This is a genomic window from Syntrophorhabdaceae bacterium, assembly GCA_035541755.1.
Classification (GTDB): domain Bacteria; phylum Desulfobacterota; class Syntrophorhabdia; order Syntrophorhabdales; family Syntrophorhabdaceae; genus PNOF01.
This window is the reverse complement of sequence record DATKMQ010000072.1, coordinates 48,831-60,990: the sequence shown is the minus strand read 5'-3', so window position 1 is coordinate 60,990 and position 12,160 is coordinate 48,831. Positions and strand designations below refer to the sequence as shown.

Genomic DNA, 12,160 nt, shown 5'->3' with positions numbered 1-12,160 from the left:
GTCAATGAATAAATTGCTTCTACTCAGAACTTGTCTTTCCCCCTGTCTTAAGCGGTGTTGACCACACGTGCAAGCCCTAAAATCCTCTGTGTACGTGCCATTACGCCACAATACTTCGTTGCTTTGCCGTCCGCGGTTCTATGGGCGACCATGTGAACAAAAGAATTTGCAGGGTTAAGGGGTGCTCATCGCGGCTCCACGAAGACCGTTATGTAGCTCATGCCCTTCAAGTGCTTAAGAAAAAGATCCTTCTTTTCAGCGGGCACATTGATCCGGTATATTCCCTTGGGCATCTTGTATTTCCTGATCTGGAGGTTGTATAGCTTGAAGGTCCTGTATGAGACTTCCATGGCCTTGGCCAGAATGTTACTGTGTATCTCTTTATCCAGCTCCAGGGTGACCTCTTGCAGGTTGACCGGTTTGTACAGCTCCTTATCGTCTATGTTGATACCGTACCGTTCTCTGTTGGAGATAATCTCTTTGAGCGCCATCACCCTGAATACATACCGTTCTGTCTCCTCGGGTAGATAGAGATCGAAGAAATCCCTGGTATTCTGGTTCTCGATAGCTTCCCTAAGCCTGGCCGCGCCCGCGTTGTAGGCGGCCATAGCGATGAACCAGTCGTTGAATTCGTCATAGAGCTTCTTGAGGTGGGCAAGCGCGGAGCGTGTCGATGTCTTGATATTGTAACGCTCATCGATATTGTCGTTTATGTATAGCCCTTCCTTCTGGCCCGTCTCCTTGATGAATTGCCACATGCCCGCCGCGTTCGCACTCGATATGGAACGTGGATTGAGATAGCTCTCCGTAACGGCGAGATACACGAGGTCTGGAGGAAGCGACATCTTCTCAATCTCCTCGTCTATAGTCGGAAGGTACTTGAAGTACCGTTTCACGATGATGGTGAGCAATCCCCTGTTTTCGAGCAACTGGAAAAGCTCACGCTCAAACCTCTCGCGCACATCTTCATTGATGATAGGCACCTTTTTGTCACAAAGCATAAGGTAGTCGGGAAGGGCATCGAGATTGAACAGATTCACTTGCCTGTCGAGCCTCAAGACGTCCTTTTCGACATCGGCGACCCTTTTCTCTATGGGTGCAGGTTTTTTAGTGAGAACCTGTGCGTCTGAGCAGGAAACAAAGACCGGGGGCGCACACAGTATCCCCAGGAGTATCGGAAGCAAGAGAACCGTGCGCCATCGCCAACAAGCCAGAGAGATTGGCTCGCGCTTATCTGCCATACTGCGACTTGCAATCCTTAGCCACCCGCCCCATGCCTCTATAAATATGCGAGCGTTCACGATTCGTCCCTCACCATCCTGGTTAAGATCATCGTTCGGTTACTCATGCGGTCCATGAGGTTTTTGATCTCGATCTGCAGAGACCCGAGATTTTCGTATTTCTTTTTGTATATGGCCTCAAGCTGCTTTTGCCAATGTTCGACGATCTCAATCTCTTTCTTGCTTATCTCGATTTCCAGTTTCTTCTTCAATTCCCGCACAAGTTTTTCATTCATTTCCATAGGTCTTTTGCTCCTTCTTTCTGACCACATGTCGGTAAACAAGGATCAGGGTTATCACGCAAACCATTACGAGAGGTATGATAGTGGATTCGTACTTTCTGATATCGCTCACGAATACGAAGATGAATTGACCGAAGGCGTATCCGATAAGGGATACGATAATGCTCCACACGATCGAATTGATGATATTGAACAGCACAAATTTACGCATCTTCACGTTTGTGCAACCGAGCAGGATCAGAACCACGACCCGTATGCCCACGAGGAAACGGATAATGAAGATGATGAAATTACCGTATTTTTTGATCACCTTATTGGCGAGGGCGGTCTTGCTGCGAATGAAGGCAAACCGTTCGATGATCTTCTTTCCGAAGAACCTTCCGATGGTAAAAAACGTGCAATCCCCGATAAAGGTACCTGCAAAAGCGTAGAGCATGACCATGCAGATGTGCATGTATCCGAGCTTGGAAAAAATCCCTCCAAGAAGCACGGTCGTTTCTCCTTCGAGAAACGTGCCTATAGCGATCCCTATATACCCGTAATGCGCTATATATCCTTCCACTTGGCCTCTTCTCTAATAAATTATTTTATATAGATTACGGCTGCGAGGTCAACAGGCATTTTCCCAAACGCAGTCTTGAAGCGGCTTCTCACGCTCGCCTACCCTCCGGCAAAGCTCGCATCCGCCCGCGCTCGCCGGATGACTCCCTCTGTCTCGCTACCTGATACGGGACTTGCGCCTCACGGTCGAGCACGGCACATCCCAGAACACCCACCACGAGTTGAAGCAATATGATTAATTATGAATATCTCTCTTGAAGATATCTTCATTCCCCCCTTTCCGTTCTTATTTTCCATTGCCGCTCAGCCTTTTTTGGTACTGACGGCCATGAAAATATGATATATTTTTCGTCTGCTGCATGAAAGAATAAGAGGGGATAGATGGCAGTCGGCAAGGTCTATATGAAGAATATTCTTACCGTGGCGGGATACGATCCTTCTTCGGGTGCCGGCATCGTGAGAGACATGGATACGTTCTTCTCCCTCGGCATGCACGGGCTCTCAGCGCCTACCTGCTCGGTTGTGCAGGGACCGGGGGGTGTAGTTGCTCTTAACCCAACACCGGGTAAGCTCTTTAAAGAGATCATAGCAATTGTGGGAAAAGAGATTCCGCTTCACGGCATCAAGGTGGGGGTCGCCTGCGATGCTTACTACGTCCGGGAAATCGTACACATCGTGAAACTCAAGCGCATCCCTCTGGTCATCGATCCTGTCATCACCGCCAAGAACGGCTTAAGGCTCATTACTGACGCGGGTCTCGGGACTATGATTGCACGGCTTTTTCCCCTGGCAACGGTGGTTACGCCGAACATCGACGAGGCTTCATTGATCTCAGGAATGAAAATCACAAAAGAAGAGCACATGGAGGAAGCGGCGCGGGCTATCCTTGAGAAAGGACCAAAGGCGGTCGTGGTCAAGGGCGGCCATCTCCGGGGCGACCCGGTGGATATCTTTTTCGATGGCGAGGAGCTTGTGCGCTGGAAGAGAAGAAGACTGAAAAGGGTAATACACGGTACGGGATGCTCCTTTTCCGCGTCGATGATCTCCTGTCTCGTCGCAGGATGCTCTCCCAAAGACGCTTTTTTTGCCTCTGAAAAATTGATGCACGAGATGCTTAAGGAAAGTTACCGAATTGATAAGCAAGGATACTTCTACATATCGACAGGCATAATGAATCACATCAAATTGAGAGAACGAACGGGGACGAAAAGACCATGAAAAATCAACTGATTAAGGCACGACAAGGCAAGTTCACCCGCGAGATGAAGCGCGTGGCAGGCGATGAAGGGATTGAGATCACTCAGCTACGCGATAGTATTGCCCAGGGCAAAGCGGCGATCCTTGCCAACAACAGGCGTAAGAATTTTATACCCAAGGGTGTGGGTAAGGGCCTCTGTGTAAAGGTGAACGCCAATATCGGCACCTCCCCGGAGCGCGTCCGAATCAAAGACGAGTTGACCAAGCTGAAAATGGCCTGCGATGCCGGCGCCGATGCGCTCATGGACCTCTCCACCGGCGGCAATCTCGATGAGATACGCAAGATCGTTCTGGCCGAGGCGCCCATACCGGTAGGTACTGTACCTATCTACCAGGCGGCGGTGGAGACGGTGAAAAAGAAAAAACCGGTCACCCGCATGGACCCCGGGCACATATTTGATGTGATCGAGAAACATGGCGCGGATGGTGTGGACTTTGTCACCGTCCACTGCGGTGTCACACAGAACTCACTAAACCGGCTTAAGAAACAGGGCAGGATCACAGACATTGTCAGTCGCGGCGGGGCGTTTCTTGCGGAATGGATGATCGTCAATAAGAAAGAAAACCCTCTGTATGAACAATTCGACAGACTCGTTGACATCGCAAAAAAATATGATATGACACTGAGTCTCGGCGATGGATTACGGCCCGGCTCAATCGCGGATGCCACGGACAGGGGGCAAATCGAGGAACTCGTGATCCTGGGCGAACTCTGCCAAGCGGCCCTTAATGAGGGCGTGCAGGTCATGATCGAAGGCCCCGGACACGTCCCGATCAATCAGATCGAAACAAACATGGTCCTTCAGAAGAAACTCTGTAACGAGGCCCCTTTTTATGTGTTGGGGCCTATCGTGACAGATATAGCCCCCGGTTACGATCACATTACCTCCGCCATCGGCGGTGCGCTCGCCGGATACTTCGGGGCGGATTTTCTCTGCTACGTAACCCCGTCAGAACACCTGGGTCTGCCCTCGGCTGAGGATGTGTGGGACGGTGTCATGGTGACAAAGATAGCCGCCCACGCGGCGGATGTTGCACGCGGCAACGAAAAAGCCTTTGCGCGCGACAGGGCAATGTCCACATACCGCAAAGCGCTCAACTGGGAGGGTCAGATCAAATGCGCGATCGACCCGGAAAAGATCAGACGGTTTCGTAAAGAGAGGAACCTTCGCGATGATGTGTGCAGCATGTGCGGCGAGTTCTGCTCCATGAAACGTATGAAGGATTATTTAAAAAAATAAATGGCTCTCTTTCCCACAGTCGACACAGCGATCTACACCGTGACGGAACTCACGGCAATACTCAAGCAACTCATAGGCGGACGTTTCAGAAACGTCCGCGTGGAGGGAGAGGTTTCCAACGCCAAGCTCTATCCCTCGGGACACCTCTATTTCACGCTCAAAGATGATACGGCCATGATGAAAGCTGTGGCCTTTAATCATCGCGGAAAGTTTTCCGGCAAGCCACTCTTAAAGGACGGCGACACCGTGGTCTGCGAGGGGAGGATTGACGTCTACGAGAAGCGGGGCGAATACCAGCTCATCGTCGCTGATATGACGGTAAAGACGGACCAGGGGAACCTCTATCTCCAATTCCTCGCACTCAAAGAGAAGCTTTTCAAGGAAGGTCTGTTCGACGAAACAAGAAAGAAACCCCTGCCCCTCTTACCCCGACGGTTGGGCATTGTCACATCCCCCGTGGGAGCAGCGATTCGGGACATGTTGAGGATTATTTACTCAAAGTTCCCAAATATGTCTGTAGTCATATACCCTGTGAAGGTCCAGGGAGAAGAAGCATCCGCCGAGATCGCGCAGGGCATCCATTACCTGGACACGGCGGAGAATGTCGATGTAATCATTGTGGGCAGAGGCGGCGGTTCCCTTGAAGACCTCGCCTGCTTTAACGCAGAGAACGTGGCCCGGGCAATTTGCGCCTGCGTAACGCCTGTGGTTTCGGCGGTCGGCCACGAGATCGATTTCACTATCGCCGACTTCGCCGCCGATGTGAGGGCGCCAACACCCACTGCAGCCGCGGATATGACGGTTCCGGACAAGAACGACATACGGGGTGCTATCGAAGCATTCAAAAATGGCCTCGCACAGAATATGAAGAACAGGATTGAGCGCGCCAAATTTCTCTTTTATCATAATGCGGCGGAATTAAGAGAGAGGAAGGACTTCTTTGCAAGCCACAGCATGTACCTCGATGACCTCGCCGCGAGCCTCATGCATGGCGTTTCCAACTACATGAGGGACACGCGAAAGAAGGTGGAGGGCCTTTCACAGAGAATCGAAGACTTGAACCCCGATAACATTCTGAAGCGCGGTTACAGCGTCACACAAAAAAAACAAACCGGTGAAATCGTCCTCGACAGCAGCTGGGTGGAAAAAGACGAGAACCTTGTGGTGAGCCTTTTCAAGGGCAGATTAGAGGTCGTCGTCCGGGAAAGGACAAAGAGGTAAGAGCCATGTTTCACGAGATCTGGCTTAAGCACTTTCTTGATTGCATGCTCGCCCTGGTGGCGCTCATCAACCCGATCAGCAAGATCTTTATTATCTCCACCCTGTCTGAAAAGGCCGACTTCAAACAAATACGACAGGTAGCGCTCAGGGCATCACTTGTGGCCATACTGATCCTGATCTTTTTTTCCGTGGCGGGCAACATCATACTGAGAAACATCTTCCATGTTCAGATTTATGCCTTCAAGATAGCCGGTGGATTGGTACTGCTCTATCGTGGATTCGAGGCATTGAACAAGGGCGTGTTCTTCGAGTTCGACGAGAACATGAAACTTGCAGACATGTCCATTGTGCCTCTTGCATCACCCATGATTGCGGGACCGGCCACTATATCGGCCTCGCTTTCGTTTCCGGTCAAGTACGGCATTTTTATGACGTCAATCGCAATCATAGCTGCCGTTCTCATCAACCTCATCATCATGCTTTATTCGGGTGCGATCAGCCGCGTCCTGACGCGGCACGGGTTCATGGGCGCCCTGATCAGGATTACGGGTCTTGTTGTGGCGACCATCGGCATTCAAATGGTCCTTGACGGCATATCCGATTACCGCTTATTGTAACTCACCCAATGGCGCAATTATCTGACGCGGCACGGCATCTCCGACCCCGGCGGTGCTACTCGTCCCACCCAAATCGGGCGTTCTTACTTGCTTCATGGATAGCACCGTCTTAACCGCCCTCTCAATCGTAAGACCCGTGTCGATCGCCTTGTTGTCGTTATGCTTCTCTCATCTTTGGCAGAGCTTTTCAGTTGGTCATGGAAGACCGGTGAGCCATCTTCCTCATCCTCTCAAGCGCCTTCACGGTTTAGTACTATGTGAGCCCCTTTATCCGGCTTTTACGAAGTATTAGTATTTCCCATGCTCGGTTGTCAATGAATGCGGCCTTGGATAATGTCGCCCCAAAACCTTATGCGCCTTGGGTCTATCCGCCAGACAGAATGTAGCTCTTACCAACAATGCGCATGGGACCGTACGTGTTGCAGTGATAAAGAAAGTGCACTGCGTCGAGGTCGATATAGTCGAATCCGCCTTTGCCTGCGGCGAAATCTATACCCGCCGAAAGCCCCACCATGGTCTCGGTCATGCAGCCGATCATACGTTTGAGTCCGTGCTTCTTCGCGGCCTTATAGAGCTTGAGCGACTCGTCGATCCCGCTTTTCGCTATCTTGATGTTAATACCGTGACAGAGATTATCTTCTACGGCGCGCTCAAGGTCGGTGACAGTAAAGACCGTCTCGTCGAGGATGATAGGCACGGGGGAGCGCTTCTTTATCTGTCTCAATCCTCTGTAATCGTCCTTACGCAGCGGCTGTTCGAAGAGCTCAACCGGATAGGCGTTTCTCACGAGGAAATCGAAGAAATCAAGACAGGTTTTTTCTGTGAAGCCCTGGTTGCCGTCCAACCGCACAGTGAATGCGCGCATCTTATCTCTCAATCGCCGGTACACCTCGGAGATAAGGTTCGCGTCATCACGAAGACGTCCGCTCACCTTGAATTTATATGTGGTAAACCCTTTTCTTACTGCATATTCGATCCACGTTTCGATTGTGTTGATATCCGTGGTGTAGGGTATGGTAATGTCCGTTTCGAGTACATCAAGCTTTCCTCCGAAATAGGCGTGTTCTGTCCTGCCCGCGCTCGCGAGATACGCCCTGAACAGGGCTACTTCCAGTCCGGATATGGTCATGGGATACTGCGGAAAGCGTCTTCGGAACTCACCTATCTTCTCACCGTAGGCCTCAATGGGGAGTCCCTTTAGCTGCGGGCTAACGTCACGGATAATACATTTGATGGCCGCTACGGTTTCGTCTTTCACGGCAAAGCTCGTCGGGCATTCGCCCGTGCCTGTTAAGCCGTCTTTAAGACGAATCTGAACGATTACGCTTTTCATCACGTCTTTTTGGCCAAGCGAAGTTGAAAAGGTCGTACGCAAAGGCCGCACGATTTCTTTCAGGAGTATACGATCGACCACTCTCATTTCTGTTCCAGGGTAGGTATCACGGTCCCGAGATATATTCTTTTTTTCTTCACCACAAATCCCTCACCGGCGATGCGATGAAGCGTTAGTCCGAATTTTGTCTCAAAGGTGTTCGTCCGTACTGTGCTTCCTGTTTCCGACGCCTCGATGAAGCCCTCCCCTCCCGTATATAGCATGACGTGCGTGATCCTCTCATGCGCGCCCTCTGCCGATACAAAAATGAGGTCCGCGGGTTTTAATTTCTTAAGCGGGACTGGTCTCGCTTCTATCCATTGGTCGTGAGCGTCCCTCGGTATATCTATGTTGTTCACCCGGTACGCGAGATTTGTAAGGCCCGAGCAGTCAACGCCACAGACGGCGCCCGAAACGATCCGAGGTTCCGACTTTGCTCTTCTGGATCTATTTAGACCTTTTCGCTTATCCCCGGAGCGTACACGCTGCAACGTCTCCGACACGTAAACGCCCCGTCCTCCCCAGAGATAGGGCGCGTCAAGAAAACGCCCGGCAGTTTCGATGACGGCGTGTCGTAATCGAGAGGAGGAAATCGCTCGTCTCAGGAGAATGACCTCGTCTTTTTTTATCCAGCCTCGCTCATCGTCGGGCAAAACAATCTTGCGATAATACTTTTCCCTGGGGCTAGACTCCACGGCGAGCCTCGTCCCGATGGATAGGGGCAATAGCGGCTCCGCCTTTGGCTCAGGGGTTTTCCATATAATTACCCCTATGTCATTCACGACAGCATTGAACACCGGGGCACGGTCAGCTACCACGACCGCATCCTTCCTCACCCAGCCGGGATAGCCCTGCCAGGCCTTGCGTGGAAGAGCTTTTTTCTGCTCCGTGGCCTCCACAAAATACCAGTCTTCGGTCTCGCCATGATAGAGGAGGATTTCATTGAAAAGAAGCTGTGTCAACTGAAGATCGTCGTGGGTATAGCTTAAGGATGCATCCTCAGGCTTTTTTCGCAGATTCGCAACGGGTGCTGTAACGAGAAGAACTGTCTTCTTCACGGGGCCTTTTCCAGTCTGATCATTGACGTGCCTTTTGCTTTTCTTAAGAGCGTGGCATCGCCCCGGACCTTGCCCACAATATTCACCTCGCTTGCGGGCACGGGTTCACCGTTCGTGCTCAAAGGTGTGGGTCCGAAAAAAATAGCAAGGGCGCGTCCGGGTGGCCAGTATCCTATGTCCCCGACTTTCACGGTCCTTGTGGCAGACCCGTCGAGGGTCATAGCGACAGGGACCTCAAAATAGAACTCATCGCCCCATTCGCTTAGTCGCGCCTCCAAAGGAAGCTTCCCCGCGATCGCCTGTGCGCAGGCGGTATCGAAGAGCTCGCCTTCAATGATCACGTCTTTCGCCGTTATCTTTATCACCGTGGGCATCATAATCCCTTAACGAAGTCGGCCTTTTGTTCTCACGTAGCTTTATAATAAACCGTTCTCACACATTTTCATAGGAGGAATTTCACGATCAAACGAGGTGTTCTTACGTGCTATAAATCGAGCAGTATCTCACTCAGGGGCCGTTTGGGCACATGGTGGGTTTTATTGGCGTCCCGCCAGTACTTTATGTCACCTTCTTTCGCTTCGACGATCACAACACGCTCTTTGGGCTCGCCGAGTGCGATGACGAGCAGGATCTCATAGTAGGCGGGGATATTGAGAAGGCCTTTCAATTTATCGCGCTGGATGGAAGCAATCATACAGCCGCCAAGGCCCCTCTCTACGGCCCCGAGCAGTATGCTTTGCGCGGCGATGCCGTGGTTGCAGCCAAATTCCTTGGTAATGTTCGTATCGCCAAGTATGATGACGTAGCCCGAGGGCCTCTCGCCTTGTTCGGGGCCGGGCCAGTCTTTTAAATAGCCTGCCCATGCAAGACAGGAAAATATCTTTTCATTCTTGGCCGGTTTATGGGACACGATAAATTTGAGGGGCTGCAGGTTTGCCGCCGAAGGGGAGAGACGGGCGAGCTCGACCAGGCTCTCAAGCTCTCTTCGAGTGATCGGCTTATCCTCATAGAACCGCCTGTAGCTTCTGTTTCTTGTGATCAGCTCGTCAATCATAGTGCAAATATATCACACTTTTGCAGGATGTCAATTGATCGCGGACACATTAAAAGAACTTTCGTGCCTCCCTGCAGAGCACCTCGGGCAGCGTCACGCAGATCGGCTCGGCGAGAATGGCTTGAAAAAAGTTCATGTCTGAAGCCCAATCGCGGGTGTTAAGGAATGTTCTCGGTGCTATCCTCATGTGGCATGGAAAGGATCGTTGGCCGTGAGGTCCGAAGAAGAGCGACATGTTGAAGCTGCAAACACCGTTTGACTCATAGTAACGGAACACGTTGGTGAGCCCTGAGACAAGATCATGAATATGGCCATCTGAGATCTCGTCGATCGAAAAGACATCGGGAAAGACACAGAGAATATCACCGAGCACGCTGAAAGAGACGAATGAAGCCATCCAGTAAGCATTTCCGGTTTGTCCTACGAAACGATCGCTTTGCCGCATCTCTTCCTCTATAAGCATGAGCCAGTATGTCCTGCCCTCAGTTTCGTAGAATTTTTCAGATGCCCTCAATTCATCCATAAATTGATTCCCGGGGTATTCCGTGGCGAAATACTGTTGATGGGGATGGACTAAACCTCCACCAGAGGGGGGCATATAATTCCAGGTCATGAGGTGGTACGGGAGAGAGGGATTGACCGTTCGCGTTCTTTTCAGGAATTCGCTGCCTATCATTAGGGCGTCGCTCAATCTCTTTTCCGTGAAGGCGCTTAGGGACACCATATGGTCGTCAGTCATGATAACGATCCCGCTGTAAACTTCGTAGGGGAAAAGATTTGGGACGAGCATAGCTTCTCCCCGCGAGACCCGTCCTTGAGGCAGGATCTCTTTCGGAAACTTTGGGGTAACCGTTTCGCGGTTTTCGAGACAAAAGGGACAAAAACCTTTTATCTCCGGTCTCAAATATGATTCGAGATTCAGTTTTTGCGGCGTTATCCGTCCAAAATGAGAGAAGTGGCCCGTCCTTCCCGTCAGTGGATCCATACGCACCTGGAATCTTATGGTGGTCGGTTCGTAACCCTTTCTCGGATCAAGAAAGGTGCTCTCTGATTCGATGGTCCGGAAAGTAATTTTGGATGGCATTTGGTAACGTTCCCTGTGTTGTCTACTCTATGTTGAGCCTATTCTTCAGTTTTGACGAGAGTCTTTTTACTTTTGAGACCCTGGGGTGGTAAGGTTTTACCACCTCCACGCCCGTCTTGAGATGAAACGGCGGTGTTATTGGCCGTTTCTCGATGACGAGTATGCTGTCGTAGAAGTGTAGCGCATAGGCAGATCTTGTGAAGGGCGTTACATCGAGTTTACTCTTCTGTTCTGAGTGCCACGCATTCAACCGGTCCACAAGATCCTTGCTGAATTCCACGAAGGTGCCTTTCCGTTTGTATCCTCCGCCGAAATCCCTCCAGTAGGACGTATGGATATCTTCGCAGAGATATACTCCGTTCGGGGCCACGTGATCATAGAGTTCCTCGAAGGTGTATATTTGCTGCTTCATGGTATGACCACCGTCATCTATCAGGATATCGACAGGCGGGATCCTGTTTCGTAATCCTCTGAGAAATTTTCTATCTTCCTGCGAGCCGATAAAGATCTCAATGCCGTCTTCTTCGAGCTCTTTGCAGTGAGGGTTGACATCAACGCCGAAGATTTTGGCCTTCTCGCCGAAATAGTCTCTCCACATCTGAAGCGAGCCGCCATGGGAAACTCCTATCTCAAGGACGGATATTTCTTTGTTTCTGAAGGAATTGAAATGTCTATCGTAAATCTCGAAATAATGCTGCCACTTATGAATTAATCTCTTCTCGTTGTTGCGAAAGTAATTCTCAAGATCGTTCATGGCCGTCCGGATCGGAATGGGGAGGGATTTATCTGGCGCAGGGTAATTGCTGCATATATCGGCCCTTTTAAGGTCATGCGTTGTCAATTATCCCAGAATATACGGCAAATTGCAAGTGATCCTCGTCCCTCTCGCGCCGCAGGGCAAAGCATAAGAAAGGATTGACAGAAACACCTCGTTTGTATTATAAAGAGTATCCGGTGCGGGAATAACTCAGCGGTAGAGTGCAACCTTGCCAAGGTTGAAGTCGCGGGTTCAAATCCCGTTTCCCGCTCCATTAAAACGTGGCGGTGTTTTTCCGCCTCGAGAGATTTAGGCGGGTAACGCTGCCCGCTTACGAATCCTGGTCGCTCATGAATAGTCTTTGGTAATCTGTTCGCGTCTTATTCGCTCCTTCGAATTTTCACCAATTACTATTC

13 protein-coding genes and 1 tRNA gene are annotated in these 12,160 nt (G+C 50.8%); 5 read left to right on the top strand and 9 right to left on the bottom strand.

Going from position 1 to position 12,160, the window contains the following annotated elements:
• Positions 1-185: 185 nt before the first annotated feature.
• From VMT62_07165 to VMT62_07155, 3 genes are read right to left on the bottom strand one after another with little or no spacing between them, the layout of a single operon-like run.
• Entirely contained in the window at positions 186-1,241 is a 1,056-nt protein-coding gene (locus tag VMT62_07165) for a lytic transglycosylase domain-containing protein (protein ID HVN96189.1), read from the bottom strand.
• A 56-nt stretch (positions 1,242-1,297) separates the two neighbouring features.
• A complete protein-coding gene (locus tag VMT62_07160) occupies positions 1,298-1,522 on the bottom strand; it encodes a hypothetical protein (protein ID HVN96188.1) in 225 nt (74 codons plus the stop codon).
• The gene (locus tag VMT62_07155) at positions 1,509-2,084 is read right to left on the bottom strand and encodes a DedA family protein (GenBank protein HVN96187.1); all 576 of its coding nucleotides are present in this window, start codon (positions 2,082-2,084) and stop codon (positions 1,509-1,511) included. Before VMT62_07155 ends, VMT62_07160 begins: the two co-directional genes overlap by 14 nt.
• A gap of 380 nt (positions 2,085-2,464) precedes the next feature.
• Here VMT62_07155 and VMT62_07150 point away from each other — a divergent pair, with 380 nt between their 5' ends.
• From VMT62_07150 to VMT62_07135, 4 genes are read left to right on the top strand one after another with little or no spacing between them, the layout of a single operon-like run.
• Positions 2,465-3,301: a hydroxymethylpyrimidine/phosphomethylpyrimidine kinase gene (locus VMT62_07150; protein HVN96186.1), complete on the top strand. Its 837-nt coding sequence runs from the start codon at positions 2,465-2,467 to the stop codon at positions 3,299-3,301.
• Positions 3,298-4,581, top strand: a complete 1,284-nt coding sequence (gene thiC, locus VMT62_07145; protein HVN96185.1) for a phosphomethylpyrimidine synthase ThiC — start codon at positions 3,298-3,300, stop codon at positions 4,579-4,581. Before VMT62_07150 ends, thiC begins: the two co-directional genes overlap by 4 nt.
• Entirely contained in the window at positions 4,582-5,802 is a 1,221-nt protein-coding gene (gene xseA / locus VMT62_07140) for an exodeoxyribonuclease VII large subunit (GenBank protein ID HVN96184.1), read from the top strand. It begins immediately after the preceding gene.
• Between the two features lie 5 nt (positions 5,803-5,807).
• Positions 5,808-6,419 carry a MarC family protein gene (locus VMT62_07135; protein HVN96183.1) on the top strand — a complete coding sequence of 204 codons (612 nt, stop codon included), beginning with the start codon at positions 5,808-5,810 and terminating at the stop codon, positions 6,417-6,419.
• 364 nt (positions 6,420-6,783) lie between these two features.
• Here VMT62_07135 and VMT62_07130 read toward each other — a convergent pair whose 3' ends face one another.
• From VMT62_07130 to VMT62_07105, 6 genes are all read right to left on the bottom strand, one after another.
• Positions 6,784-7,839, bottom strand: a complete 1,056-nt coding sequence (locus tag VMT62_07130; GenBank protein ID HVN96182.1) for an enolase C-terminal domain-like protein — start codon at positions 7,837-7,839, stop codon at positions 6,784-6,786.
• Complete coding sequence (locus VMT62_07125; protein ID HVN96181.1) at positions 7,836-8,849, bottom strand: NlpC/P60 family protein; 1,014 nt, start codon at positions 8,847-8,849, stop codon at positions 7,836-7,838. Before VMT62_07125 ends, VMT62_07130 begins: the two co-directional genes overlap by 4 nt.
• Entirely contained in the window at positions 8,846-9,214 is a 369-nt protein-coding gene (locus VMT62_07120; GenBank protein HVN96180.1) for a cyclophilin-like fold protein, read from the bottom strand. The genes VMT62_07125 and VMT62_07120 overlap by 4 nt, the downstream gene beginning before the upstream one ends.
• A 119-nt stretch (positions 9,215-9,333) precedes the next feature.
• On the bottom strand, positions 9,334-9,903 hold the full coding sequence (locus VMT62_07115) for a nitroreductase family protein (GenBank protein ID HVN96179.1): 570 nt from the start codon (positions 9,901-9,903) through the stop codon (positions 9,334-9,336).
• A gap of 49 nt (positions 9,904-9,952) precedes the next feature.
• Positions 9,953-10,987, bottom strand: a complete 1,035-nt coding sequence (locus tag VMT62_07110; GenBank protein HVN96178.1) for a hypothetical protein — start codon at positions 10,985-10,987, stop codon at positions 9,953-9,955.
• A gap of 22 nt (positions 10,988-11,009) precedes the next feature.
• Positions 11,010-11,741 carry a class I SAM-dependent methyltransferase gene (locus tag VMT62_07105; GenBank protein HVN96177.1) on the bottom strand — a complete coding sequence of 244 codons (732 nt, stop codon included), beginning with the start codon at positions 11,739-11,741 and terminating at the stop codon, positions 11,010-11,012.
• A gap of 202 nt (positions 11,742-11,943) precedes the next feature.
• Here VMT62_07105 and VMT62_07100 point away from each other — a divergent pair.
• A tRNA-Gly gene (locus tag VMT62_07100) sits at positions 11,944-12,018 on the top strand.
• Positions 12,019-12,160 lie beyond the last annotated feature (142 nt).